Origin of the sequence: Pseudomonas sp. Irchel s3a10, from assembly GCF_900187525.1 — a bacterium.
Classification (GTDB): Bacteria; Pseudomonadota; Gammaproteobacteria; order Pseudomonadales; family Pseudomonadaceae; genus Aquipseudomonas; species Aquipseudomonas koreensis_G.
This window is the reverse complement of sequence record NZ_FYDR01000006.1, coordinates 375,005-401,838: the sequence shown is the minus strand read 5'-3', so window position 1 is coordinate 401,838 and position 26,834 is coordinate 375,005. Positions and strand designations below refer to the sequence as shown.

At 59.8% G+C, this 26,834-nt stretch carries 24 protein-coding genes; 13 read left to right on the top strand and 11 right to left on the bottom strand.

Annotation, left to right across the window (positions count from 1 at the left end; genetic code table 11):
* Positions 1-116 precede the first annotated feature (116 nt).
* From nuoG to nuoN, 8 genes are read left to right on the top strand one after another with little or no spacing between them, the layout of a single operon-like run.
* Positions 117-2,831, top strand: a complete 2,715-nt coding sequence (gene nuoG, locus CKW11_RS19805) for an NADH-quinone oxidoreductase subunit NuoG (RefSeq protein WP_095138926.1) — start codon at positions 117-119, stop codon at positions 2,829-2,831.
* Positions 2,828-3,835 (top strand): NADH-quinone oxidoreductase subunit NuoH, encoded by a 1,008-nt coding sequence (nuoH, locus tag CKW11_RS19800; RefSeq protein WP_007964859.1) that lies wholly within the window; start codon positions 2,828-2,830, stop codon positions 3,833-3,835. The genes nuoG and nuoH overlap by 4 nt, the downstream gene beginning before the upstream one ends.
* Positions 3,836-3,846: 11 nt before the next feature.
* On the top strand, positions 3,847-4,395 hold the full coding sequence (gene nuoI / locus CKW11_RS19795) for an NADH-quinone oxidoreductase subunit NuoI (RefSeq protein ID WP_003223795.1): 549 nt from the start codon (positions 3,847-3,849) through the stop codon (positions 4,393-4,395).
* Between the two features lie 9 nt (positions 4,396-4,404).
* The gene (gene nuoJ / locus CKW11_RS19790) at positions 4,405-4,905 is read left to right on the top strand and encodes an NADH-quinone oxidoreductase subunit J (protein WP_007951462.1); all 501 of its coding nucleotides are present in this window, start codon (positions 4,405-4,407) and stop codon (positions 4,903-4,905) included.
* 3 nt (positions 4,906-4,908) lie between these two features.
* Positions 4,909-5,217, top strand: coding sequence for an NADH-quinone oxidoreductase subunit NuoK (gene nuoK / locus CKW11_RS19785; RefSeq protein ID WP_003180046.1), 309 nt, complete (start codon positions 4,909-4,911; stop codon positions 5,215-5,217).
* Positions 5,214-7,067 carry an NADH-quinone oxidoreductase subunit L gene (gene nuoL, locus CKW11_RS19780; protein WP_095138924.1) on the top strand — a complete coding sequence of 618 codons (1,854 nt, stop codon included), beginning with the start codon at positions 5,214-5,216 and terminating at the stop codon, positions 7,065-7,067. Before nuoK ends, nuoL begins: the two co-directional genes overlap by 4 nt.
* A 39-nt stretch (positions 7,068-7,106) precedes the next feature.
* Entirely contained in the window at positions 7,107-8,639 is a 1,533-nt protein-coding gene (gene nuoM / locus CKW11_RS19775) for an NADH-quinone oxidoreductase subunit M (RefSeq protein ID WP_095138922.1), read from the top strand.
* Positions 8,640-8,646: 7 nt separating this feature from the next.
* On the top strand, positions 8,647-10,110 hold the full coding sequence (gene nuoN, locus CKW11_RS19770) for an NADH-quinone oxidoreductase subunit NuoN (RefSeq protein WP_095138920.1): 1,464 nt from the start codon (positions 8,647-8,649) through the stop codon (positions 10,108-10,110).
* Between the two features lie 143 nt (positions 10,111-10,253).
* Here the strand turns inward: nuoN and CKW11_RS19765 are convergent, their stop codons facing one another.
* On the bottom strand, positions 10,254-10,721 hold the full coding sequence (locus tag CKW11_RS19765) for a GNAT family N-acetyltransferase (protein WP_095138917.1): 468 nt from the start codon (positions 10,719-10,721) through the stop codon (positions 10,254-10,256).
* Between the two features lie 370 nt (positions 10,722-11,091).
* On the opposite strand from CKW11_RS19765, the gene CKW11_RS19760 reads away from it, so the two are divergent.
* The 3 genes from CKW11_RS19760 to CKW11_RS19750 all read left to right on the top strand — a co-directional run bounded on the left by CKW11_RS19760 (position 11,092) and on the right by CKW11_RS19750 (position 13,245).
* Positions 11,092-11,442, top strand: coding sequence for a toxin (locus CKW11_RS19760; protein WP_007964869.1), 351 nt, complete (start codon positions 11,092-11,094; stop codon positions 11,440-11,442).
* Complete coding sequence (locus CKW11_RS19755) at positions 11,432-11,746, top strand: DNA-binding transcriptional regulator (protein WP_095138915.1); 315 nt, start codon at positions 11,432-11,434, stop codon at positions 11,744-11,746. The genes CKW11_RS19760 and CKW11_RS19755 overlap by 11 nt, the downstream gene beginning before the upstream one ends.
* A gap of 173 nt (positions 11,747-11,919) precedes the next feature.
* Positions 11,920-13,245, top strand: a complete 1,326-nt coding sequence (locus tag CKW11_RS19750; protein ID WP_095138908.1) for an OprD family porin — start codon at positions 11,920-11,922, stop codon at positions 13,243-13,245.
* A gap of 159 nt (positions 13,246-13,404) precedes the next feature.
* Here CKW11_RS19750 and CKW11_RS19745 read toward each other — a convergent pair whose 3' ends face one another.
* The 9 genes from CKW11_RS19745 to CKW11_RS19705 all read right to left on the bottom strand — a co-directional run bounded on the left by CKW11_RS19745 (position 13,405) and on the right by CKW11_RS19705 (position 22,234).
* Positions 13,405-13,926, bottom strand: coding sequence for a hypothetical protein (locus tag CKW11_RS19745; protein ID WP_052510612.1), 522 nt, complete (start codon positions 13,924-13,926; stop codon positions 13,405-13,407).
* Positions 13,884-14,174: a DUF1778 domain-containing protein gene (locus CKW11_RS19740; protein WP_041073246.1), complete on the bottom strand. Its 291-nt coding sequence runs from the start codon at positions 14,172-14,174 to the stop codon at positions 13,884-13,886. The genes CKW11_RS19745 and CKW11_RS19740 overlap by 43 nt, the downstream gene beginning before the upstream one ends.
* Positions 14,175-14,463: 289 nt before the next feature.
* Positions 14,464-14,844 carry a DUF6124 family protein gene (locus tag CKW11_RS19735; protein WP_095138906.1) on the bottom strand — a complete coding sequence of 127 codons (381 nt, stop codon included), beginning with the start codon at positions 14,842-14,844 and terminating at the stop codon, positions 14,464-14,466.
* Positions 14,845-15,249: 405 nt separating this feature from the next.
* Positions 15,250-15,573: a co-chaperone YbbN gene (locus tag CKW11_RS19730; protein WP_095138904.1), complete on the bottom strand. Its 324-nt coding sequence runs from the start codon at positions 15,571-15,573 to the stop codon at positions 15,250-15,252.
* Between the two features lie 198 nt (positions 15,574-15,771).
* Positions 15,772-16,104, bottom strand: coding sequence for a DUF2790 domain-containing protein (locus tag CKW11_RS19725; protein WP_095138902.1), 333 nt, complete (start codon positions 16,102-16,104; stop codon positions 15,772-15,774).
* A gap of 67 nt (positions 16,105-16,171) precedes the next feature.
* Positions 16,172-16,372, bottom strand: a complete 201-nt coding sequence (locus CKW11_RS19720; RefSeq protein ID WP_095138900.1) for a co-regulatory protein PtrA N-terminal domain-containing protein — start codon at positions 16,370-16,372, stop codon at positions 16,172-16,174.
* 212 nt (positions 16,373-16,584) lie between these two features.
* Positions 16,585-19,734 carry a CusA/CzcA family heavy metal efflux RND transporter gene (locus CKW11_RS19715; RefSeq protein WP_095138898.1) on the bottom strand — a complete coding sequence of 1,050 codons (3,150 nt, stop codon included), beginning with the start codon at positions 19,732-19,734 and terminating at the stop codon, positions 16,585-16,587.
* Positions 19,735-19,749: 15 nt separating this feature from the next.
* The gene (locus CKW11_RS19710; protein ID WP_095138896.1) at positions 19,750-20,937 is read right to left on the bottom strand and encodes an efflux RND transporter periplasmic adaptor subunit; all 1,188 of its coding nucleotides are present in this window, start codon (positions 20,935-20,937) and stop codon (positions 19,750-19,752) included.
* A 49-nt stretch (positions 20,938-20,986) separates the two neighbouring features.
* The gene (locus CKW11_RS19705; RefSeq protein ID WP_095138894.1) at positions 20,987-22,234 is read right to left on the bottom strand and encodes a TolC family protein; all 1,248 of its coding nucleotides are present in this window, start codon (positions 22,232-22,234) and stop codon (positions 20,987-20,989) included.
* 410 nt (positions 22,235-22,644) lie between these two features.
* Between CKW11_RS19705 and CKW11_RS19700 the strand changes: the two genes are divergently transcribed.
* Complete coding sequence (locus CKW11_RS19700) at positions 22,645-23,319, top strand: heavy metal response regulator transcription factor (protein WP_007968802.1); 675 nt, start codon at positions 22,645-22,647, stop codon at positions 23,317-23,319.
* Positions 23,316-24,749, top strand: coding sequence for a heavy metal sensor histidine kinase (locus tag CKW11_RS19695; RefSeq protein WP_095138892.1), 1,434 nt, complete (start codon positions 23,316-23,318; stop codon positions 24,747-24,749). The genes CKW11_RS19700 and CKW11_RS19695 overlap by 4 nt, the downstream gene beginning before the upstream one ends.
* Positions 24,750-25,052: 303 nt before the next feature.
* Here the strand turns inward: CKW11_RS19695 and CKW11_RS19690 are convergent, their stop codons facing one another.
* The gene (locus tag CKW11_RS19690; RefSeq protein ID WP_095138890.1) at positions 25,053-26,795 is read right to left on the bottom strand and encodes an ABC transporter substrate-binding protein; all 1,743 of its coding nucleotides are present in this window, start codon (positions 26,793-26,795) and stop codon (positions 25,053-25,055) included.
* Between the last annotated feature and the right edge of the window lie 39 nt (positions 26,796-26,834).

Here is a 26,834-nt window from a genome sequence, read left to right as displayed (position 1 = left end):
TCCGTGCCCTTCGCCTTTCGTCCGATGACGCCTTTCGGGGCTGACTGGATTCGGACGGATAACAAGATTCCATTAGCCACGCCCGCTGACACCGGGCCAACGAAGACCTTTGAACCATGGCCACTATCCACGTAGACGGCAAAGCGCTCGAAGTCGACGGGGCAGACAACCTGTTACAGGCATGTCTGTCGCTGGGCCTCGACATCCCTTATTTCTGCTGGCACCCCGCGCTTGGTAGCGTCGGGGCCTGCCGCCAGTGCGCGGTCAAGCAGTACACCGACGAGAACGACACCCGTGGTCGCATCGTCATGTCCTGCATGACCCCTGCCACAGACAACACCTGGATCTCCATCGACGATGAAGAATCCAAGGCGTTCCGCGCCAGTGTTGTCGAATGGCTGATGACCAACCATCCGCACGACTGCCCTGTGTGCGAAGAAGGCGGTCACTGCCACCTGCAAGACATGACGGTGATGACCGGCCACAACGAGCGCCGTTATCGCTTCACCAAACGCACCCACCAGAACCAGCAACTGGGCCCGTTCATTTCCCACGAAATGAACCGCTGCATCGCCTGCTACCGCTGCGTGCGTTTCTACAAGGACTACGCCGGCGGCACCGACCTCGGTGTATTCGGCGCCCACGACAACGTGTACTTCGGTCGCGTTGAAGACGGCACCCTCGAAAGCGAGTTCTCCGGCAACCTCACCGAGGTCTGCCCGACCGGTGTGTTCACCGACAAGACTCACTCCGAGCGCTACAACCGTAAATGGGACATGCAATTCTCGCCGAGCATCTGCCATGGCTGCTCCAGCGGCTGCAACATCTCCCCGGGCGAGCGTTACGGCGAACTGCGTCGCATCGAAAACCGTTTCAACGGCTCGGTGAACCAGTACTTCCTGTGCGACCGTGGCCGTTTCGGTTATGGCTACGTCAACCGCACCGACCGTCCACGTCAGCCGCTGCTGGCCGACGGCACCAAGCTCGGTCTGGATGCCGCGCTGGATAAAGCCGCTGACCTGCTGCGCGGGCGCAACATCGTCGGTATCGGTTCGCCGCGTGCCAGCCTCGAAAGCAACTACGCGTTGCGTGAACTGGTCGGCGCCGAGCACTTCTACTCCGGTATCGAAGCCTCCGAACTGGAGCGCATCCGTCTGGTCCTGCAAGTGCTCAAGGACAGCCCGCTGCCCGTGCCGAACATGCGCGACATCGAAGACCACGACGCCGTGTTCGTCCTCGGTGAAGACCTGACCCAGACCGCCGCCCGTATGGCGCTGTCCCTGCGTCAGTCGGTCAAGGGCAAAGCTGAAGACATGGCCGAAGCCATGCGCGTTCAGCCGTGGCTCGACGCCGCGGTGAAGAACATCGGTCAGCACGAACTGAACCCGCTGTTCATCGCCAGCCTGGCGGAAACCAAGCTCGACGACATCGCGGAAGAGTGCGTTCACGCCGCTCCGGACGATCTGGCGCGCATCGGTTTCGCCGTGGCTCACGCACTGGATGCCAGCGCCCCGGCCGTTGAAGGTCTGGACGCCGAAGCACTGGAACTGGCTCAGCGTATCGCTGACGCCCTGCTCGCGGCCAAACGTCCGCTGATCATCGCCGGTACTTCGCTGGGTTCCAAAGCCTTGATCGAAGCGGCGGCGAACATCGCCAAAGCCCTGAAGCTGCGCGAGAAGAACGGTTCGATCAGCCTGATCGTCCCGGAAGCCAACAGCCTGGGCCTGGCCATGCTCGGTGGCGAATCGGTCGACGCGGCGCTGCAAGCCGTGATCGATGGCAAAGCCGACGCCATCGTCGTGCTGGAAAACGATCTGTACACCCGCACCTCGAAAGCCAAGGTCGATGCCGCGCTGAACGCTGCGAAAGTAGTGATCGTTGCCGACCACCAGAAGACCGCCACCACCGAGCGCGCGCAACTGGTTCTGCCAGCGGCGAGCTTCGCTGAAGGCGACGGTACGCTGGTCAGTCAGGAAGGTCGCGCCCAGCGCTTCTTCCAGGTTTTCGATCCGCAATACATGGATGCGAGCATCCTGGTTCACGAAGGCTGGCGCTGGCTGCACGCCCTGCGCTCGACCCTGCTGAACCAACCGATCGACTGGACGCAACTCGACCACGTCACCGCTGCCGTGGCATCGAGCACCGAGCAACTGGCGCGTATCGTCGATGCCGCGCCGTCTGCCGCGTTCCGCATCAAGGGTCTGAAACTGGCGCGTGAGCCGCTGCGTTATTCCGGTCGCACCGCGATGCGCGCCGACATCAGCGTTCACGAACCGCGCACCCCGCAAGACAAAGACACCGCGTTCGCCTTCTCCATGGAAGGTTACTCGGGCTCGGCCGAACCGCGTCAGCAGGTGCCGTTTGCCTGGTCGCCGGGCTGGAACTCGCCACAAGCCTGGAACAAGTTCCAGGACGAAGTCGGTGGTCACCTGCGTGCTGGCGACCCGGGCACCCGCCTGATCGAAGGCACCGGTGATTCGCTGAACTGGTTCGCTGCTGCTCCGCGCGCCTTCAACCCGGCGCCGGGCACCTGGCAGGCCGTGCCGTTCTACCACCTGTTCGGCAGCGACGAAAACTCGTCGAAAGCCGCACCGGTACAGGAACGCATCCCGGCTCCGTACGTGGCGCTGGCCAAATCCGAAGCGGATCGCCTGGGCGTCAACGACGGTGCTCTGCTGAGCCTGAACGTGGCCGGCCAGACCCTGCGTCTGCCGCTGCGCATCAATGAAGAACTGGGCGCTGGTCTGGTGGCCTTGCCTGCGGGCATCGCCGGCATTCCACCGGCATTCGCCGGCCTGTCCGTCGACGGTCTGCAGGAGGCAGCGCAATGACCTGGTTCACCCCTGAAGTGATCGATGTGATCCTGACGGTCATCAAAGCCATCGTGATTCTGCTGGCCGTTGTGGTCGCGGGTGCGTTGCTCAGCTTTGTCGAACGTCGCCTGCTGGGCTGGTGGCAGGACCGTTACGGTCCGAACCGCGTTGGCCCGTTCGGCATGTTCCAGATCGCCGCCGACATGCTGAAGATGTTCTTCAAGGAAGACTGGACCCCGCCGTTTGCCGACAAGGTGATCTTCACCCTGGCACCGGTGGTGGCCATGTCCGCCCTGCTGATCGCGTTTGCGATCATCCCGATCACCCCGACCTGGGGCGTCGCGGATCTGAACATCGGCCTGCTGTTCTTCTTCGCCATGGCTGGTCTGTCGGTCTACGCGGTGCTGTTCGCCGGCTGGTCGAGTAACAACAAGTTCGCCCTGCTCGGCAGCTTGCGTGCCTCGGCGCAGACCGTGTCCTACGAAGTGTTCATGGGCCTGGCCCTGATGGGCATCGTGGTGCAGGTCGGCTCGTTCAACATGCGCGACATCGTCGAGTACCAGGCGCAGAACCTGTGGTTCATCATTCCGCAGTTCTTCGGCTTCTGTACCTTCTTCATCGCAGGCGTCGCCGTGACTCACCGTCACCCGTTCGACCAGCCGGAAGCGGAACAGGAACTGGCAGACGGTTACCACATTGAATACGCCGGTATGAAATGGGGCATGTTCTTCGTCGGTGAATACATCGGCATCATCCTGATCTCGGCGCTGCTGGTCACCCTGTTCTTCGGTGGCTGGCACGGTCCGTTCGGCATCCTGCCGCAACTGTCCTTCGTCTGGTTCGCACTGAAGACCGCGTTCTTCATCATGCTGTTCATCCTGCTGCGCGCTTCCATTCCGCGTCCGCGTTATGACCAGGTGATGGATTTCAGCTGGAAATTCTGCCTGCCACTGACCCTGATCAATTTGCTGATAACCGCTGCGGTTGTGTTGTGGAACACACCTGCGGTTGCGGTTCAGTGAGGATTTGACCCATGTTCAAATATATTGGCGACATCGTTAAGGGTACCGGTACCCAGTTGCGCAGCCTGGTCATGGTCTTCGGCCATGGCTTTCGCAAGCGCGACACCCTGCAATACCCGGAAGAGCCGGTCTACCTGCCGCCACGCTACCGTGGTCGCATCGTCCTGACCCGTGACCCCGATGGCGAAGAGCGTTGCGTAGCCTGCAACCTGTGCGCCGTGGCTTGCCCGGTAGGTTGCATCTCGCTGCAGAAAGCTGAAACCGAAGACGGTCGCTGGTACCCGGACTTCTTCCGTATCAACTTCTCGCGCTGCATTTTCTGCGGTCTCTGCGAGGAAGCCTGTCCGACCACCGCAATCCAGTTGACCCCGGATTTCGAGATGGCCGAGTTCAAACGTCAGGACCTGGTGTACGAGAAAGAAGATCTTTTGATCTCCGGCCCCGGCAAAAACCCTGATTACAACTTCTATCGTGTTGCAGGTATGGCAATCGCTGGCAAGCCGAAAGGCTCTGCACAGAACGAAGCCGAACCGATCAACGTGAAGAGCTTGCTGCCTTAAGGAAGAACGATGGAATTCGCTTTCTATTTCGCATCGGGTATCGCGGTTGTGTCCACGCTTCGTGTGGTCACCAACACCAACCCTGTGCACGCCCTGCTCTACCTGATCATCTCGTTGATCGCCGTGGCCATGACCTTCTTCGCCCTCGGCGCACCGTTCGCCGGCGTGCTGGAAGTGATCGCCTACGCCGGCGCCATCATGGTGCTGTTCGTGTTCGTGGTGATGATGCTGAACCTGGGCCCGGCCTCGGTGCAGCAGGAACGCACCTGGCTCAAGCCCGGTATCTGGGCGGGGCCAGTGATTCTCGCCGCCCTGCTGCTGGCCGAACTGCTGTATGTGCTGTTCGCTCACCAGAGCGGTCAGGCCATCGGCCACACCACCGTAGACGCGAAAGCCGTGGGCATCAGCCTGTTCGGTCCGTACCTGCTGGTGGTCGAACTCGCCTCGATGCTGCTGCTCGCCGCAGCCGTCACGGCGTTCCATTTGGGCCGTAACGAGGCGAAGGAGTAAGACATGCCTGCTATCCCTCTCGAACATGGATTGGCCGTTGCCGGGATCCTGTTCTGCCTTGGTCTGGTCGGCCTGATGGTCCGCCGCAACATTTTGTTCGTGTTGATGAGTCTGGAAGTGATGATGAACGCCTCTGCCCTGGCCTTCATCGTTGCGGGCGCCCGCTGGGCGCAACCGGATGGACAGATCATGTTCATCCTGGTGATCAGCCTGGCAGCCGCCGAGGCCAGTATTGGTCTGGCGATCCTGCTGCAACTGTATCGCCGCTTCCACACGCTCGATATCGACGCTGCCAGTGAGATGCGCGGATGAACCTAATCTTTCTGACTTTTGTATTCCCTCTGATCGGTTTCCTGCTGCTGTCGTTCTCCCGTGGACGCTGGTCGGAAAACCTCTCGGCGCTGATCGGCGTGGGTTCCATTGGCTTGTCGGCGATTGTCGCCGCCTACGTCATCTGGCAATTCAACGTCGCGCCTCCCGAGGGCGGTCACTACACCCTGGTACTGTGGAAGTGGATGGCGGTCGAAGGCTTCAAGCCTGACTTCGCCCTCTACATCGACGGCCTGTCGATCACCATGCTCGGCGTGGTGGTAGGTGTCGGTTTCCTGATCCACCTGTTCGCGTCCTGGTACATGCGCGGCGAAGCGGGCTACTCGCGCTTCTTCTCGTACACCAACCTGTTTATCGCCAGCATGCTGTTCCTGGTCCTCGGCGATAACCTGTTGTTCCTGTACTTCGGCTGGGAAGGCGTGGGCCTGTGCTCGTACCTGTTGATCGGTTTCTACTACAGCAACCGCAACAACGGTAACGCCGCACTCAAAGCCTTCATCGTGACCCGGATCGGCGACGTGTTCATGGCCATCGGCCTGTTCATCCTGTTCCAGCAAGTGGGCACGCTGAACATCCAGGAACTGCTGGTGCTGGCACCGCAGAAATTCCAGGTCGGCGACTTCTGGATCACCCTGGCGACCCTGATGCTGCTGGGTGGTGCGGTCGGTAAATCGGCGCAACTGCCGCTGCAAACCTGGCTCGCGGATGCGATGGCGGGCCCGACCCCGGTGTCGGCACTGATCCACGCTGCAACCATGGTGACCGCCGGTGTCTACCTGATCGCCCGTACCCACGGCCTGTTCACCCTGGCGCCGGAAATCCTGCACCTGGTCGGCATCGTTGGCGGTGTGACGCTGGTTCTCGCAGGTTTCGCCGCACTGGTACAAACCGATATCAAACGTATCCTCGCCTACTCGACCATGAGCCAGATCGGCTACATGTTCCTGGCGCTGGGCGTTGGCGCCTGGGATGGCGCGATTTTCCACCTGATGACCCACGCCTTCTTCAAGGCCCTGCTGTTCCTTGCTTCCGGTGCGGTGATCGTTGCCTGCCACCACGAGCAGAACATCTTCAAGATGGGCGGTCTGTGGAAAAAACTGCCACTGGCCTACGCCAGCTTCATCGTCGGTGGTGCTGCACTGGCCGCCCTGCCACTGGTCACCGCCGGTTTCTACTCCAAGGACGAAATCCTCTGGGAAGCGTTCGCCAGCGGCAACCACGGTCTGCTTTACGCAGGTCTGGTCGGCGCGTTCATGACTTCGCTGTACACCTTCCGCCTGATCTTCATCACGTTCCACGGTGAAGCCAAGACTGAAGCCCACGCCGGTCACGGCATCGCTCACTGGCTGCCGCTGTCGGTGCTGATCGTGCTGTCGACTTTCGTCGGCGCCATGATCGTCCCACCGCTGCACGGCGTACTGCCGGAAAGCGTTGGCCATGCCGGTGGCGAAGCCAAGCACAGTCTGGAAATCGCCTCGGGCGCCATCGCTCTGGCCGGTATCCTGCTGGCGGCCCTGCTGTTCCTCGGCAAGCGTCGCTTCGTGACGGCGATCGCCAACAGCGGCATCGGCCGTTTCCTTTCGGCCTGGTGGTTCGCTGCCTGGGGCTTCGACTGGATCTACGACAAACTGTTCGTCAAGCCGTACCTTGCGATCAGCCATGTACTGCGCAGAGACCCGCTCGACCAGACCATCGGTCTGATCCCGCGTATGGCCAAGGGTGGTCACACCGCCCTGAGCCGTACCGAGACCGGTCAACTGCGTTGGTATGCCGCCTCGATGGCTGCTGGTGCCGTGCTGGTAATCGGCGCCATCGTGCTGGTAGCGGTCTGATATGAACCTTGCGAATTTGCGAAAGGAAACGAGCCCGTCATGATTCTGCCTTGGCTAATCCTGATCCCCTTCATCGGCGGCCTGCTGTGCTGGATGGGTGAGCGCTTCGGCGCTACCCTCCCCCGCTGGATTGCGCTGTTGACCATGACCCTGGAACTCGCCCTCGGCCTCTGGCTGTGGGCCCACGGTGACTATTCATTTGCGCCGGCGCCTGGTGCCGATCCGACCTGGGCGCTTGAGTTCAAACACGTCTGGATCCAGCGCTTCGGCATCAACGTGCACCTGGCCCTCGACGGCCTGTCGCTGTTGATGATCCTGCTGACCGGTCTGCTGGGTATCCTCTCGGTACTCTGCTCGTGGAAAGAGATCCAGCGTCACGTTGGCTTCTTCCACCTGAACCTGATGTGGATCCTGGGCGGCGTTGTCGGCGTGTTCCTCGCCCTCGACCTGTTCATGTTCTTCTTCTTCTGGGAAATGATGCTGGTGCCGATGTACTTCCTCATCGCGCTCTGGGGTCACAGTTCTTCGGACGGCAAGAAAACCCGGATCTACGCCGCGACCAAGTTCTTCATCTTCACTCAGGCTTCCGGCCTGATCATGCTGGTGGCGATCCTCGGTCTGGTGCTGGTCAACTTCAACAACACCGGCGTGATTACTTTCAACTACGCCGATCTGTTGAAGACCAAGATGTCGATGACCACCGAGTACATTCTGATGCTCGGCTTCTTCATCGCCTTCGCGGTCAAGCTGCCAGTTGTACCGTTCCACTCTTGGTTGCCTGATGCCCACGCCCAGGCGCCGACCGCCGGTTCCGTCGACCTCGCCGGTATCCTGCTGAAAACCGCGGCCTACGGCCTGCTGCGTTTCGCCCTGCCGCTGTTCCCGAATGCCTCGGCCGAATTCGCGCCGATCGCCATGACCCTCGGTCTGATCGGGATCTTCTACGGTGCATTCCTGGCGTTCGCGCAAACCGACATCAAGCGTCTGATCGCCTTCTCGTCCGTTTCCCACATGGGCTTCGTGTTGATCGGCATCTACTCCGGCAGCCAACTGGCGCTGCAAGGTGCAGTGATCCAGATGCTGGCGCACGGTCTGTCGGCCGCGGCACTGTTTATCCTCAGCGGCCAGCTGTACGAGCGTCTGCATACCCGTGACATGCGTGAGATGGGCGGTCTGTGGTCGCGTATCGCTTACCTGCCGGCGATCAGCCTGTTCTTCGCCGCCGCGTCGCTGGGCTTGCCGGGTACCGGTAACTTCGTCGGCGAGTTCCTGATCCTGATCGGTTCCTTCGCCAGCGCGCCATGGATCACCGCGATTGCCACCTCCGGTCTGGTGTTCGGTTCGGTCTACTCGCTGATCATGATCCACCGTGCCTACTTCGGTCCGTCGAAATCGGATTCGATCCTGCACGGCATGGACGGTCGCGAACTGACCATGGTGCTGGGCCTTGCGGTGCTGCTGATTTACCTCGGCGTCTACCCGCAACCGTTCCTCGACACTTCCGCCGCCACGATGCATGGCGTGCAGCAGTGGCTCGGCACCGCCTTCACTCAACTCGCTTCGGCCCGGTAAGAGCGCTATGGAATTCACGATTCAACACTTTATTGCGCTTGCGCCACTGTTGATCACCAGCCTCACCATTATCGTGGTGATGCTGGCAATCGCCTGGCGCCGCAACCACTCGCAGACCTTCCTGATCTCGGTCGCCGGTCTGAACCTGGCCTTGCTGTCGATCCTGCCAGCCCTGAAAGTCGCGCCTCTGGCCGTGACCCCGTTGCTGCAGATCGACACCTTCGCCTGCCTGTACATGGCGCTGATCCTGGTCGCCACCCTCGCTTGTGTAACCCTCGCCCACGCCTACCTCGGCGATGGCGGTTCGGGTTACCCGGGCAACCGTGAAGAACTGTACCTGCTGATCCTGATGGCCGCCGCCGGTGGTCTGGTTCTGGTCAGCGCGCAGCACCTGGCCGGTTTGTTCATCGGTCTGGAACTGCTGTCGGTGCCGGTCTACGGTCTGGTCGCTTACGCCTTCTTCAACAAGCGTTCGCTGGAAGCCGGCATCAAGTACATGGTGCTGTCGGCCGCCGGTTCCGCGTTCCTGTTGTTCGGTATGGCCCTGCTCTACGCTGACGCCGGCACCCTGAGCTTCGTCGGTATCGGTCAGGCCCTGGCTACCACCAACCTGCCGAGCTCGCTGGCGCAGTTGGGTCTGGGCATGATGCTGATCGGTCTGGCGTTCAAGCTGTCGCTGGTACCGTTCCACCTGTGGACGCCGGACGTCTACGAAGGTGCTCCGGCACCGGTCGCCGCGTTCCTTGCCACGGCGTCGAAGGTTGCCGTGTTTGCGGTGATGGTGCGTCTGTTCCAGATCTCCCCTGCCGCGAGCAGTGGCGTGCTGAGCGACGTACTGAGCGTGATCGCCGTCGCCTCGATCCTTTTCGGTAACCTGCTGGCCCTGACCCAGAGCAACCTCAAGCGTCTGCTCGGTTACTCGTCCATCGCGCACTTCGGCTACCTGCTGATCGCGCTGGTGGCGAGCAAGGGTCTGGCGGTGGAAGCCATCGGCGTGTACCTGGTGACTTATGTGATCACCAGCCTCGGCGCCTTCGGCGTGATCACCCTGATGTCCTCGCCGTACAACGGTCGTGACGCCGACGCCCTGTACGAGTACCGCGGCCTGTTCTGGCGCCGTCCGTACCTGACCGCCGTACTGACCGTGATGATGCTGTCCCTGGCCGGTATCCCGCTGACCGCTGGCTTCATCGGCAAGTTCTACATCATCGCCACCGGTGTCGAGTCGCACCAATGGTGGCTGGTCGGTTCCCTGGTACTGGGCAGCGCCATCGGCGTGTTCTACTACCTGCGCGTGATGGTCACCCTGTACCTGATCGAACCGAACCTGCGCCGCCACGACGCCCAGCTGCACTGGGAACAGAAGGCAGGCGGTGTAATGCTGCTGGCTATCGCCGTGGTCGCGTTCTTCCTCGGTGTGTACCCGCAGCCATTGCTGACCTTGGTTCAGCAGGCGGGTCTGGCGGGCTGATTGCTCGGCTGGCTACAAATGAAAACGGCACCTTCGGGTGCCGTTTTTGTTTTTGCGGGATTTAACGTCAAAAGATCGCAGCCTTCGGCAGCTCCTACACAACTCCCCTGTAGGAGCTGCCGCAGGCTGCGATCTTTTGATCTTCATCCCAATGTCTTCACCATTGGCACGCAGGCCAGTTGCAGGCCAGAAGGCGATTGATAAACCGCACTTTCCTCCCCGATGTAACCGCAGCGCCGGTAAAAGTTGACCGCATTCAACGTCGCGTCCAGACAGACCTCTGTCAGCCCGAGATCCCGCGCCAAATCTTCGAGAAAGTACAGAACACGCTTACCCAGCCCGCGCTGCATGAAATCCGGGCAAATGAAGATCGCGCCGATTTCACGGTAATCCAGATCGAGCATGCCGGTCGCTACGGCTTCACCCTCAATGCAGCCCAGATAGAAGTGTCTCTCCATCAGCACGTCGTAGCCGTCTTCGGCCGCTCCTTTGGTCCAATCGAGCATTTGCTGCTCGCTATAGGCACCAATGCACTGATGCCGAATCGCTAGTCGCCGGATATCGAAGGCAATCTGGGCATCGTCCGGGGTAGCTCTTCTGATGTCGAACATTTCTCTCTCCTTGAGCCATGTGCGGACGGGGCATGAAAAAGCCCCGTCCATTGCTGGCGGGGCTTTGGGTAACACGTCAAATGACAAACACGTATGACCTCATGGCCCGCCGGAAGCGGTCATGGAGGAGCACATAATGGTCATTCGAAGTTGGACAGTCATGGGGCGATAGTGCTGCGGATTGTTCCGACACGTCAATTGCCAAGCCTCCTCGCTACTCAATCGAACGTTCTCACCACACTCGTCGATTCGTCCTACAGGTGTTTTTACGACCGGCGTCTACCGTTGAAAAAGGGACGAAAAGCAAGGCCAGGAAGCCTTGACCGATTCGATTATCGAGACAACACTATACGTAGGTAACGTACAGAACATGGATGCTCTATTTATCGAATTACCTGTATTTCAGAAGCACCGAGACGACTATCTGGATGACGATCTCTTTCGCAGCTTTCAATTGGAGTTGCTGAAAAATCCGGAAGCGGGCGATCTCATCGAGGACACAGGCGGGCTTCGTAAAATTCGCTTTAGCGACCAACGAAGAGGGAAAGGCAAGCGCAGCGGATTACGAGTGATTTATTACTGGTGGTCAGGCTTCGATCAGTTCTGGCTCTTTACCGTCTACAACAAAAACGAGCAGGACGATTTGACGCCTGCCCAGAAAAAACTTTTCAGAAAAACACTGGATAGAGAACTCAACGCGAGAAGCCACTATGAAACGTGACATTTTTTCCGAACTGATGGATGGACTGGAAGCACTGGCCAATGAACGCCAAGGCAAAATCACCTTGCGTACCCACAAGGTTCAGCTACCAAAACTGATGCCGATCACTGCTGAGGAAGTGGTAGCCATCCGTCAGCAACTTAATCTCTCTCGGTCAGTATTCGCGATGTATCTACGCACCAACACGCGAACGCTCGAAAACTGGGAGCAAGGACGAGCAACGCCCAATGCTCAGGCCACAACCCTGATCCGTCTGGTCGAGCGTTTTCCACAGACAATCGAACAACTCGCAGCCCTGACCTGATACAGGGTTTTCATTCCAGCCACATGACGAAATTGTAATTCCCCCATCACCTTGGCGTTATCCGCAGCTTGCAACGATGTGACCCGGCGACCAATGCCGGCGGGCCTTTGCCCGTCGAACAATAAAACCACGCCGACGCACGTTCCCGTTCTGCCGAACCCAAGGAGTGTTTGATGGTTAACAATACAAAAATGTCGATGGCCGCTTTAGCGGTGGTGGTCGGCGCCGGGCCGTCCATGGTGTTTGCAGAAGACAAGCCTGAAGGCTTTGTCGAGGGCAGCAGCCTGACGCTGCTCAACCGCAACTTCTACTTCAATCGTGATCATCGCAACGGCCAGTCCAGCCCGACCGGCAACGGTTATTCCGAAGCCTGGTCGCATGCCGTGATCAGCAAGTTCGAATCCGGTTTCACCCAAGGCACCGTCGGGGTTGGAGTCGATGCGTTTGCGATGATCGGTCTGAAGCTCGATACCGGTGACGGGCGCAACGGCGGGCGCAGTTCGTTCGATGTGTTGCCGGTCAACAGCGACGGCGAAGCACGGGACGAATACAGCAAAGTCGGTGGCGCTGCGAAAATTCGGGCGTTCGATACGGTGGTCAAGGTTGGCGATGTGTTCCCGGCCAATCCGGTGGTCGCGGCGGGTGACTCGCGCTTGCTGCCGGAAAGCTTTCGCGGGGTGACGGCAAGCAACACCAGCATTGAAGGTCTGTCGGTGCAGGGCGGTCGGTTGCACGCGATGAGCCAGCCGGTGTCGAGCGACATGCGCGAGAACTTCGCGACCTTCTACGCAGGCCCGGTCAATTCGCCGTGGATCGCTTACGGCGGCGGTGATTATGTGCTGAACAAAAACCTCAGTTTCAGCCTGTACTCCAGTCGCCTGAAAGATGCCTGGAACCAGTATTACGCCGGCACCGCATGGACCTATCCACTGTCGGATGACCTGTCGCTGTTCGGCGGCCTGAACTATTACAAGGCAGTCGATGAAGGCAAACAACTGCTCGGCGAATTCGACAACAACATCTGGAGCGGCCGCGTAGGCGTGAAACTCGGCGCGCACTCCGTCGCCCTCTCCCACCAACGCAACAACGGCAACGACGACTTCGATTACCTGCGTCAGTCGGACTCGATCTTCCTCGACAACTCGATCCAGTACAGCGACTTCAACTCGCCGAAAGAACGTTCGTGGATGGTGCGTTATGACCTCGACATGAGCACTTACGGCATACCCGGTCTGTCGTTCATGACCCGTTACGCACGTGGCACCGACGCTGACTATTCAAAGGCTAACGCCGTGTACATGCGCCGCGATGCCGAGGGCAATCCGCTGACCGATCAGAAACGTTGGGAGCGTGATATCGAAGTCAAATACGTGGTGCAAAGCGGCTCGATGAAAGACCTGTCACTGCGCTTGCGCCAAGCCACTACCCGCGCCACGGCGTTCGAGTCGGATCTGGATGAAGTGCGGGTGATCGTCGAGTATCCGTTGGCGATTCTCTGAGTTTCCCCGAGCAATACCATTCACCTTTAGAAGCTCCTTGCTCCTTTGGTCAGAGGTGAATTTTTTGGCGCCCTTCGGGGCGCCTTTTTTGCTCTGCGGTCGCGACATAATCAACCCGCTATCGAGACAACCTGGCGGATAGCTGATTAATCCAAGCTTTTAGCGTAAAGGCAGCATCAGTGTTATAGGGGAAATGTCGGGGCACGGAATGAATCCCGCGTACTTGATATAAAAGCTCGACAGCCGATCATTCAAGGGATGAACAATTATCGCGCTGGATCCGATCGACTGAGACGCGTTGAGAGCTCTTTCAATCGCATCTTGCAGTAAATCGATGGCGAAGCCCTGGCCCTGAGCTTCCCGTGTTACGCCCATACGTCCCAATAGAGTTACCGGATGGACACTAGGCGAGTTGCGTTGACGGCTTTTCGGCATGACGCTGGCGCGGGCGACTGATCCGCTGGATAGCGTGTAGTAGGCCATCACATTCGACGTGCCTTTGAGGCAACTGACGTACACAACAGCCTGCTTGGTGGATTGGGCTTTTCGCGCCTTCCTCTGCAGGTATTGGTCAATGGTCACCTCACCAGAATCGAAGGCATCAAGTTCGTGTTGGTCGTTGAGCTTCTCGGGCGCGGTCAACTCCAACGTTTTGGACGAGCGAGCAGTTGGTGCAGGCATTCGTTACCTCGAGCCGGATTGGCTTCAATAGCCTGTTCGAATGCGTCAAATGCGCTGTCGTCGAGAAGGAACAGTCGTTTATCCAGAATCACCTCTTCAGCTTTTTGGCAGGCAGCTTCCAGGATAAAACTTGTGCGATCACGACCAGACATGGCGGCTGCCAAATCGATCAGATTACGTTTCTTTTCGTCCGCTCTCATGTTGATTGGAACGGGTTTGGATTTTTCAACGCTTTCAGTTGTGGACATTGTTCTGTTTCCCATCTGGGTAGGTGATGTTGGAGCTGGAGCCTCCTTATGGCGTTAGCACATCAGCTTTTGTTTATTTTTCATTTTCTGACTCCTTGAGTGGCCCGGAGAGGTTTAGGCCATGCTCTTAACGTGAGATCTAACGTTTGAGGTGCGAAGCCATGAGAGCGACTTCGGAGTCGATTCTATACCGACCGTGTAGCTAATGCATATACGCGTATAGCTTTCAGATACACGGTCATTTTATTCAGGTCTGGCGAGAAAAAGATCCTCGTCAAAGGACCTTCGCCTACGTCGCGACTTCCACGTTATCCAGCGCTTTGTTCACCGCCAGTTCACCGAGCATGACCACCTGCGCGATGCCGAGCAGCGTCTTGCGATGCGTGCCCTCCAGCAACGCGGCGAAGTCGCCGAGCATCACCGTGGCCGAGGCCAGGGATTCGCAGGCGTTGGCCAGCAGGGATTCGGTGTCGGCGTTGGGGTTGACCAGGAACAGCGCGTTGGCCGTGTAAGGCGTGGCCATGATGGGCGCTGCGGGCTTGAGGTAGTAGTCGAGGGCGCGCTCGGCAGCTTCGTGGAGTTTGTGGGTGTCGATGGCGGCGTAGGGGGATGTTGGATCGGGGTCTGCAGCAGCGTTCGCTTCGGGCGGATTGGGTGTTGGCTTTTTCATAGTGTTTTCACTCAGCTTGACGGTGGAGCTGGCCCTTTCGGTTCCACGCGAAGGGGTGGCAGCTGTACGCAGGTTGGAACCCGGGCAACTGAGCAAAACCCGACAGACTCGAAGTCTCCCGCGCACAGCCGCCATAACGGAGTGCACACATGAAAGTGCGCAAGCATACGTCATGAACGGTGCGTTTTGCTTCAGTTAAGCCGAGGGGTTCCAATCCCGATCGCTGATTTGGCAGCGACCTACACAGGCTAGAGAGCGGACGTCCGACGGACAACCTGAAAACATTGTGGGAAGGTTCAGTTTTTCCCACACAGTTTTAAACATCACGAAATGAAATACTGAACGCGCAAGAGCCGCTTTAATCGCGGCCCTCGAGAAATTCGCCCACCAATTACTTTTTGTGCGCTAAATATTCCCATCAATAAAGGCAGTTAATTGAGCTTCGTCAGCGAGCCCTAGCGTCGCTACCACTTTGCCATTCTTGAACAAGCAAACTGTAGGAACGTTAGTGACCTCAAATCTCTGAGCCATTTGAGGGCTTTCCTCTATATCCAACATGACGAAGCTCACATCGGCTGAATAACGGAGGGCTGCCTGCCTGAACGTGATAGCCATGCCTCTTGAAGCACCGTTCCACGTCGCGTAGAACATCGCCAAGGCAGGCGTGGAGTTTTGTAGAACGATGGATTCGAAATTGGAGTCATTGCACTTATCTACTTGGGTGCCCATAAGATTGCCTTCTAAATGCAGAGTGATTGAAGTTGTTTATGCCGCTCTCACTCTTGGTGCGATCAGACATGGGGGCAACTGTCAGAGTTGACAGTTTTTTAGGCTCAATTGAAGTTGTATATATGCCAAAAACCTCTCAGCACCGTGTAACTGTATTCCGTCGAATCAATGTCTCAATGCGGGCTCATGCTGCAGCAATTAGCCACCGCTGTTGCGGCACACGCCTGCCACGCTGTACTTGAGCGTATTGAGTTGCCCTTGCGAGTCTTCGTAGGTCATGGCCGTCGGCACCACCGAGCAAGCCGGCTGCGGCTTCACCACGCTGACGATTTTCACCACGTCGAGCTTCATGCCGTATTCGTATTCCTTGACCACCGGCGCCGCTTTGCCCTGCTCGGCGGCGTATTGCTCCATGGCTTTGGCGTTGGCGCTGAACGCACGCTCGAAAGTGCGATCGCCGCCGCCTTCAGCCAGTGCATTTACCGACATCGCCATGACGCCGGCGAAGGTCATCCATTTGATCAACTGCATGTTTACTCCTCCGTAAAAAAAACCCGGCATCGGCACACGACAACGGGCTTGTTCCAGTACGCCGGGCTTACAGGTCTTTGGTGTTGGCGTCTTTTTTCTCGTTGACGACGACCGGGTCGCGGGCCTGTTCCTTGGCGACGAACAGCTCCATGGAACGGTCATTGGCGGTCATCATCCGATCGAAGGTGCGGTCACCGCCGCCTTCGGCCATGGCCAGGGACGACAGCATCAGGGCGGCTGCGAAGGTGCTCAGTTGGGCGAATTTCATGGTTGATTCCTCGTTTAAGTAGCTGACGGGATCAAGGTAACAAGGCGCACCTTTCGTGACGGTGGCGGGGGAATTACATATCCGTTATCTGCCCGATCAGTGCACGGAACCCATGTGGGAGCGGGCTTGCTCGCGAAAGCGGTGTGTCATCCAACATTGATGTCGACTGACACGGCCTCTTCGCGAGCAAGCCCGCTCCCACAAGGGATTACCTATTCAGACGGGCCGGTGTCCTCATCCCGGCGATGGGCGATCTGGTACAGCGCGGGCAATATCAGAAGCGTGAGGATCGTCGAGGACAGAATCCCGCCGATCACCACCGTCGCCAGCGGCCGCTGCACTTCGGCACCGGTGCCGGTTGCCAGCGCCATCGGAATAAACCCCAGCGACGCCACCAACGCCGTCATCAACACCGGCCGCAACCGCGTCAACGCGCCGACATTGATCGCCTCCGTGAGCGAACGCCCCTCCTCACGCAAATTGCGAATGAACGCGATCATCACCAGCCCATTGAGCACCGCCACCCCGGACAACGCGATAAACCCCACGCCTGCGGAAATCGACAGCGGAATATCCCGCAACCACAGCGCCATCACCCCGCCAGTCAAGGCAAACGGAATCCCGGTAAACACCAGCAAGCCGTCCTTGAGGTTGTTGAACATCATGAACAGCAACCCGAACACCAGCAGCAACGCCACCGGCACCACAATCTGCAAGCGCTTGGCCGCCGATTGCAGTTGCTCGAACTGCCCGCCCCAACTGGTCCAGTAACCGGCCGGCACCTGCACCTCGCGCTCGATCAGCGCACCGGCCTCGCTGACGAACGAGCCGATATCGCGCCCGCGCACGTTGGCGCTGACGATCACCAGGCGCTTGCCGTTTTCGCGGCTGACCTGGTTTGGCCCGAGCACCAGATCGAGGCTGGCGACGTCCTTCAGCGCGATAAACCCGATCTGATTCGCCGCACCGCTCAACGCCGGCACCGGAATCAGCAACGCCGACAAGCCGTCGATGTCCTTGCGCATGGCGTCGGACAAACGCACCACCATGTCGAAGCGCCGATCGCCCTCGTACAAGGTGCCGGCCTGACGCCCGCCCACTGCCACAGCGATGGTGTCCTGTACATCACCGACGTTGAGCCCGTAACGCGCCGCCTTGTCGCGGTCGATGTTGATGGTCAGCACCGGCAACCCGGTGGTCTGCTCGACTTTCACTTCAGAGGCGCCGTTGACCTTTTGCATCGCCGCCGCGATCTTCGCCGCCGTGGCGTTGAGCACGTCCATGTCATCGCCGAACACCTTCACCGCGACATCGCTGCGCACACCGGAGATCAGTTCGTTGAAGCGCAACTGGATCGGCTGCGACAGTTCATAGTTGCTGCCCGGCAGCGTCGCGGCAGCGGCTTGTAGCTCGGCCATCAGGGTTTCGCGGGACTTGTTCGGGTCTGGCCATTGATCCTTCGGTTTGAGCATCACGTAGCTGTCGGAGATGTTCGGCGGCATAGGATCGGAGGCGATTTCCGCCGTGCCGGTGCGGGCGAACACCCGTTCAACCTCCGGTACTTTGGCCAGGATCAGCGTCTCCAAACGCTGCTGCATATCCACCGATTGCGTCAGGCTGGTGCCCGGTACGCGCAACGCTTGCAGGGCGAAATCGCCTTCACTGAGGCTCGGCACAAACTCGCTGCCCATGCGACTGGTGAGTACGCCGCTGAGCAAGATCACCCCCAACGCCGCGCCCACGGCCACCGCGCGATGCGCCATGACCCAGGCCAACGCCGGCGCATATACGCGACGTGCGCCGCGCATCACCGCGCCCTCTTCTTCCTTGACCTTGCCAGTCACGAACAGCGCAATCGCCGCCGGCACGAAGGTCACCGACAACAACATCGCACCGAGCAACGCGATCACCACGGTGAACGCCATCGGGTGGAACATTTTCCCTTCGACGCCGCTCAGGGCGAAGATCGGCAGGTACACCACCATGATGATCAACTGGCCGAAAATCAGCGGTCGCCGCGCCTCTTTCGCCGCGGCGAAGACTTCCTTGAAACGCTCGGCACGGGTCAACAAACGCCCGTGATGTTGCTGCGCATGCGCCAGACGACGCAGGGTGTTTTCGACGATCACCACCGCGCCGTCGACGATGATGCCGAAGTCCAGCGCGCCGAGGCTCATCAGGTTGGCGCTGACCTTGTTGCTGAACATGCCGGTGAAGGTGAACAGCATCGACAGCGGAATCACCATCGCCGTGATCAGCGCGGCGCGGATGTTGCCGAGGAACAGGAACAGAATCGCGATCACCAGAATCGCGCCTTCGATCAGGTTCTTTTTCACTGTGGCGATGGCTTTGTCGACCAGGTGCGTGCGGTCGTACACCGGCACGGCGATCACGCCTTGCGGCAGGGATTTGTTGATCTGTTCGAGCTTGCTCGCGACCGCTTGCGAGACCGTGCGGCTGTTCTCGCCAATCAGCATGAACACGGTACCGAGCACCACTTCCCGACCGTTTTCCGTGGCTGCGCCGCTGCGCAGTTCGCGGCCGATTTCCACCGTGGCGACGTTCTTCACCCGGATCGGCGTGCCGTCGACATTGGCCATGACGATGTTGGCGATGTCCTCAGTACTCGCCACTTGCCCCGGCGCGCGGATCAGCAACTGCTCGCCGCTGCGCTCGATGTAGCCGGCGCCGACGTTGGCGTTGTTGCGCTCCAGCGCGGTGATCAGATCGGTAAGCGTGAGCTTGTACGCGGCGAGGCGTTTCGGGTCCGGCGCGATCTGGTATTCCTTGGCAAAGCCACCAATGGTGTTGATCTCGGCGACGCCCGGTACGTTGCGCAATTGCGGCTTGATGATCCAGTCCTGAATCACTCGCAGATCGGTCGGCGTGTAGGTTGTGCCGTCGTCCTTCAACGCGCCCTCCTTCGCCTCGACCGTCCACAGAAAGATTTCACCGAGGCCGGTGGAGATCGGCCCCATCACGGCTTCCGCGCCTTCGGGCAATTGCTCCTTGGCGATCTGCAGACGCTCGTTGACCAGTTGGCGAGCGAAGAACAGGTCGGTGCCGTCCTTGAAGATCACCGTCACTTGCGACAGCCCCGAACGCGACAGCGAACGGGTCTGCTCCAGCGCCGGCAAACCGGCCATCGCGGTTTCAATCGGGAAAGTGATGCGCTGCTCGGTTTCCAGCGGTGAGAACCCGGCGGCGCCGGTGTTGATCTGCACCTGGACGTTGGTGATGTCGGGCACGGCGTCGATCGGCAGTTTCTGATAACTGGCGATGCCGAGGCCGGCCATGAGCAGAACGGCGAGCAGCACGATGATGCGCTGCTCGATGGCAAACTGGATCAGGCGTTCGAACATGGGGACCTTCCAGAATTAATGACTGTGCTCGGCTGAGGCTTTGCCCAGCTCCGACTTGAGGACGAAGCTGCCGGCGCTGGCGACTTGCACGCCCGGCTCCAGGCCTTGGGTGACTTCGACGTGGCCGGCGGCGCGGCTGCCCAGCTCCACCGCCTGCGCCTTGAAGCCGTCGTCGGTTCGGACGAATACCGTGGTTTTGTCCTCGACGGTCTGGATCGCGGTTTCCGGCACGGCGACTTTGGCCTGGCGGCTCTCGGTGGCGACCAGTGCGGTGACGAACAGCCCTGGACGCCATGAGCCCTGCGGGTTTTCCAGGGTCACGCGCACGGTCGCGGTGCGGGTCTGTTCGCCGAGCAGACTGCCGACGTAAGCCACGCTGCCGCTCACTTCGGCTTTCAGTTCTGGCGCGCTCACGGTGACCGGTCTGCCCACCTGCACCTGGGTCAGATCCTTGGGTGAAACGCCGAAGGTCACCCACACCCGGGACAAGTCCGAAAGGGTGAACGCGGCGGTGGTTTCATCGACCACCTCGCCCGGCGTCAGGTGTTTTTCCACCACCACGCCGTCGAACGGCGCACGCAGTTCGTAGCGATTGCCGCCGGTGGCGACCACGCTGCCGCTGAGCACGCTGATTTTTTGCCGAGCGTTGTTCATGGCGATTTCCGCCTCTTCCAACGCCTGCTTCGCCTGGAGGAAATCCTGCTCGGCGGAGATCTTGTCCTGCCACAACTTCTTTTCGCGTTCGTAGGTAGTGCGCGCCAACGCCAAGCGACGTTGCGCGGCGGCCTGTTCGCTGCGCTGATCGGAGATCTGCTGACTGGCGATCACCGCCAGCAACTGGCCCTTCTTCACGGTTTGCCCGAGGTTGACCGCGACCGACTCGACCACCCCCGGCACGCGCGGCACGACATGCGCCGTGCGGTCCTCATCGAAACGCACTTCGCCGGGGAACGACAGGCCGAGACTGATGCTCTGCGCCCGCGCCTCGGCCAGTTGAATGCCCGCCGCCGCGACCTGCTCAGTGCTCAATTCGATGTGGCCTTCTTCGGCATGGTCAGCCGCTGCACCTTCTTCAGCATGATCGGCGTGTTCAGCAGCCTCATCGGCATGCGCGTCGATATTTGAATTGGCCGGCCACATCGAACCGATGCCAATGCCGAGCGCCAAGGTCGCCACCGCGACCACCATCAGTTTTTTATCCATGGAAACTCCTCTGCGCCGTGCCATCGCGCAGTTGTCTGAAAAGTGAAATTCAAGGGCTGACGCTGAGGTCGCCGAAGATCCGTTCGAGGCGCACGCGGGCGTCGGTCGCCTCGCTGACGGCCTGGATGTATTGGCTGCGCGCGGCAATCAAGGTGCGCTGGGCGTCGAGTACGTCGAGGAAAGCGAACTTGCCCATTTCGAAACCACGGGTGGCGCTGTCCACTGCACTTTGTGCGGCAGGCAGGATGGTCTGGTTGAACGCGTTGACTTCGCCGTTGGCGGTCTGCCATTGCTCAAGGCTGGTCTGGACTTCGGTGCGCAAACGCAGCTCGGTGGCGTTGCGTAGATCCCGCGCCTGATCGCTGCGCCGTGCGGCGGCGAGCACATTGCCCTGATTGCGGTTGAACAGCGGAATCGGCATCGACAGCCCGACCACGTTGACCCGCTCGCGCTCGGTTTCGCTGTACTGGCTGCCGATGCTCACGGTCAAATCAGGAATGCGCTGGGACTTTTCCAGGCCCAACGAGGCTTCGCGCTGATCGATCTGCAGTTTCGCCAGACGCAGCTCGGCGGTCTGGTTCAGACGCTCGAACAAACGGCCGGGCGGCGGCAGCGTGGCGAGGTTTTGCGTGGCGGCCTGGACGTTGGTCGAGGTCGGCAACGGTGCGCCCATGACCTGCGCCAGTTGCTGATAGGCGTTGGCCTGATCGCGCTCGGCGCGGTTCACCTCCAGGCGCACTTCCGAGAGCTGCACCTGTGCTCGCGTGCCCTCGACCGGCGATGATTTGCCGGCCTCGATCCGCCCCTGAGCGACGCGCAAACCGTGCTCGGCCAGTTGCAGTGACTGACGCGACAGCTGCAAGCGTTGCTGCGCGGTTTGCGCGCTGTTGAACGCCTGAATCACATCGGCGCGCAAGGCATTGCGCTTGCGCTCCAGTTCGATGCCGGCGGCGTCCTGCGCACGGCTGGCGACATCAATGCGCGCACCGCGTTTGCCGCCCAGTTCAATCGGCTGGCTGAGCATCACCGTAGTGGTGCGCGAGTCGCGCCGGGTGTCTTCGGCCTCCCACGACACCTCGGGATTGGGGATCAGCCCGGCCTGTTGCCGATCGCCCTGGGCAATGCCGATTTCCCACTGCGCGGCGGCGAGATCGGGGTTGCCGGCGAAGGCACTTTGCAGCGCCTGATCCAGTGTCAGGGTCGATGCGCTGGCCAAGCTGCTGCCAACCAGCAACAAGAGGCCGCTGGCAGCTTTTTTCAGGCGTGATCGCGCCGTCAGTTCAATTAGACCGGGCAATGGAGGACTTCCTTTGATTCAGGATTTTTCGATGCCGCCACGTTAGGGTTTTGAACTTATCGACAAGGTGACTGGAACATTACAAATCCGTTATCCACGGTTCAGCAAAGTTGTTTTGTTCTAGGATGCGAAGTGCAAACGGCTTTGCCGCAATACATGGAAACAAATACTCGGTAGTTATCTGCTGAACAGCACTTGCCTGAATGCAATACATGTCTGCTGGGGCATTCAGGCTGCGACAGGCTGTCGCGGATGGCCGTTTTAAAGGCCTCCGAGATTGACCCTGTAGCCACTACAGCCTTTACCGTGTGCGTCATTCAGTTATTGAACAGCGTCCGGAAGACCTTACAAAAACCATAACTCCCGGCCACCTTAATTAAATATCCCTTAAATAAAAGTGGTGATAGATCATGCGAATCCTTGTCGTCGAGGACGAGCTTAAAGCTGCCGAATACTTGCATCAGGGTTTGACCGAAAGTGGTTATATCGTTGACCACGCCGCCACTGGCGCCGATGGCTTGCATCTGGCGCAACAGCAGGCGTATGACCTGATTATTCTCGACGTGAACCTGCCGGAACTGGACGGCTGGGGCGTGCTGGAGCAACTGCGCCGCACCCACTCGACGCGGGTAATGATGCTCACCGCGCGCGGGCGGCTGGCGGACAAGATTCGCGGTCTGGATCTGGGCGCCGACGACTATCTGGTCAAGCCGTTCGAGTTTCCCGAACTGCTGGCGCGGGTGCGTACCCTGATGCGCCGCAGTGAAAACATCCCGCTGCCGCAGGTGCTGAAAGTCGCCGATCTGGAACTCGATCCCGGGCGTCATCGCGCATTTCGCGGCGAGCAGCGTATTGACCTGACCACCAAGGAATTCGCCCTGCTGCACCTGCTGATGCGCCAGTCCGGCGAGGTGCTGACCCGTACGCAAATCATCTCGCTGGTGTGGGACATGAATTTCGACTGCGACACCAACGTGGTCGAAGTCTCGATCAGGCGCTTGCGGGCGAAGATCGATGACCCGTTCGACAACAAGCTGATCCACACCCTGCGCGGTGTCGGCTACGTGCTGGAGGCGCGGGAATGAAGCCGGCCAGCCTGTCGATGCGCCTTGGTTTGACCGTGAGTATTCTCGGCGCGCTGTTGGTGGTATTTCTGGCGATCCTCGCGTACTTCGCCCTGACCCATGAGCTGAATGCGCTGTCCCGCGACAGCCTGCAAAAGAAGATGGCACAGGTCGAGCACAGCCTGTCGCTGTACGCCGATGCCAATGAAGTCAGTGGCAAGCCGCACATTCTGCTCGATCAGGTCATGGGCCATGACAACCTGACGCTGACGATTTACGAGCGCTCGAATCTGCGTTCGCCGCTGCTCAAATCCGGCACGGGTCTGACCGATCCACGGGTGGAACTCAGAGCTGTTCGCGGGACCACCGATCAACTGACCTACAGCGACAGCAGCGATGCCGAAGGTGCGAAGTTCCTCACCGCGTCGAAGCTGATTCGCCTCAAGGATGGCAGCAGCGTGCCGGTGCTGCTGTCGATGGACAACGCCCATGATCAGGCTTTGCTCAGCGCCTATCTGCGCTCGACGCTGATTGCCCTGCCGCTGTTGCTGGTGTTCATCGGCCTCACCGCGTGGGGCGCGGTGCAGCGTGGATTGGCGCCGCTGCGCGAGTTTCGCAAAGTGGCGGCGATGGTCTCGACGCAGGACCTGGAGCATCGGCTGTCGGTGGTGAACATGCCGCAGGAGTTGAGCGAACTGGCGCAGGGCATCAACTTCATGCTGCATCGCCTCGATGCCGGGGTGCAGCAGTTGTCACAGTTCTCCGATGACCTTGCGCATGAACTGCGCACCCCGATCAATAACCTGATGGGCAAGGCCCAGGTGACGCTGTCGCGCGAGCGCACGAGCGAGGAATACCAGGATGTGCTGGTGTCCTGCACCGAAGAGCTGGAGCGCGTGGCGCGGATTGTTTCCGACATGCTGTTTTTGGCGCAGGTTAGTCATCCGTCGGCACTGGCGCCGTTTGAATCGGTGGCGCTGGAGGCGGAAGCGGCGAAGGTCGCGGAGATGTTTTCGCTGGCGGCGCAGGACAAGCAGATTCATTTGAATGTTGTTGGCAGCGCATCGGTGTTGGGCGATCGGCTGATGATTCAGCGGGCGATTTCCAATCTGCTGTCCAACGCGCTGCGCCATTCCCCGAATGGCAAAACCATCACCTTGCTGATCGAGCAAGGCGCGACGCAAGCGTCACTGCTGGTGAGCAATCCCGGCGCCGGCATCGAGGCGCAACACCTGCCGCACCTGTTCGACCGCTTCTACCGCGTCGACAGCGCCCGCTCGCGTTCACAGGGCAGCACCGGGCTGGGACTGGCAATCGTGCGCTCGATCATGAGCCTGCATCAGGGCGTGGCGGAGGTGAAGAGCTTGCCCGGCGTCATGACCGTATTCCGCCTCGGTTTTCCTGCGGCGACACCCATGGCCCCATCGCTCGCAGGCAAGCTCCCACAGTAATCTGATACTCAGCCTTCGCGAGCAAGCTCGCTCCCACAGGGGCAGTAGTCATCCACAGAGTGTGTTAACACAGCCGAAACCTGTGGGAGCGAGCTTGCTCGCGAAAGCGTCGGATCAAGCGATATCCATGTTGAATGTCAGAGAGCAATCGCTTGCAGGCAAGCTCCCACAGTGGTTTCAGGTGCACTCGGAATGTGTGAGCGACGCAGAAACCTGTGGGAGCTTGCCTGCAAGCGATTACGGTAGATCAGGCAGCAAAAAAACGGCACCTTCCGGTGCCGTTCGCCTTTCACGTTTCAGCTGTTACTTACGCGCATCCGCCCACGATTTCAGCAGTTCGTTGTAGCTCACGGTCTCGCCCTTCGGCTTCTCGTTGGCCAGTTTCGGTTTTGGTGCGCCCGGTTGATCGAACCAGTATTGCGCGTCGCGTTCCGGGTTCATTTTCGGTGCGCAAGTAGCTTGCGCCTTGGAGCGTTCGAGGCGGGTCATGATTGCGTCCTGATCCTTGGCCAGGCCGTCCAGCGCCTGTTGCGGAGTCTTCTCGCCGCTGGCCGCTTCGGCGATGTGGCTCCACCACAATTGCGCCAGACGCGGATAGTCCGGCACGTTGGTCCCGGTCGGGGTCCATTGCACGCGGGCCGGGCTGCGGTAGAACTCGACCAGGCCACCGAGCTTCGGCGCCAGATCGGTCATCGCCTGCGAGTTGATGTCCGACTCGCGGATCGGCGTCAGGCCGACGATGGTTTTCTTCAGCGACACGGTTTTCGAAGTGACGAACTGCGCGTACAGCCACGCCGCGAGTTTCTGTTTCTCAGGAGTGGACTTCATGAACGTCCACGACCCCACGTCCTGATACCCGAGCTTCATGCCCTCTTCCCAATACGGCCCACGCGGCGACGGCGCCATGCGCCATTTCGGCGTGCCGTCGGCGTTGACCACCGGCAGGCCCGGTTTGGTCATGTCGGCGGTGAACGCGGTGTACCAGAAGATCTGCTGGGCAATATTGCCTTGCGACGGCACCGGGCCGGACTCGGAGAAAGTCATGCCCGCCGCTTCCGGTGGCGCGTACTTCTTCAGCCAGTCGACATACTTGGTGGTGGCGAACACCGCCGCGGGGCCGTTGGTGTCGCCGCCGCGGGTCACACTGGAACCAACCGGATGGCAGTCCTCGACGCGAATCCCCCACTCGTCCACCGGCAAGCCGTTGGGCAGGCCCTTGTCGCCGCCACCGGCCATGGAGAACCAGGCATCGGTGAAACGCCAGCCCAGCGACGGGTCTTTCTTGCCGTAGTCCATGTGGCCGTAGACGCGTTTACCGTCGATTTCCTTGACGTCTTCGCTGAAGAATTTGGCGATGTCCTCATAGGCCGACCAGTTCACCGGCACGCCCAATTCGTAGCCGTATTTTTCCTTGAACTTGGCTTTCAGATCCGCGCGTTCGAACCAGTCGGCGCGGAACCAGTACAGGTTGGCGAACTGCTGGTCGGGCAGTTGATAGATCTTGCCGTCCGGCGCGGTGGTGAACGAGATGCCGATGAAGTCCTTGATGTCGAGGGTCGGCGAGGTGAAGTTCTTGCCTTCGTTGGCCATCAGGTCGGTGATCGATTCGGTTTTGCCGTAGCGAAAGTGCGTACCGATCAGGTCCGAGTCGTTGACCCAGCCGTCGTAGATGTTCTTGTCCGACTGCATCACCGTCTGCATTTTTTCCACCACATCGCCTTCTTGCAGCAGGTCGTGGGTGAGCTTGATCCCGGTGATTTCGCTGAAGGCCTTGGCCAGCACCTTGGACTCGTATTCGTGGGTGGTCAGGGTCTCGGAAACCACTTTGATTTCCATGCCGCGAAACGGCTCGGCGGCCTTGATGAACCACTTCAATTCTTCGAGCTGCTGCTCGGCCGTCAGGGTCGACGGTTTGAACTCGCTGCCGATCCATTTTTTCGCAGCGTCTTCGTAGGCATCGGCCCAGGCAGATGCGCTCAAACCGCTGAGTGCCAGCAAGGCTGCCAATGAAATGCTATGTCGCAGCTTATTGTTTTTGTCGAACATAGAGACCTCCAGTTTGAGTTACGGAGCACGATTGCCGAG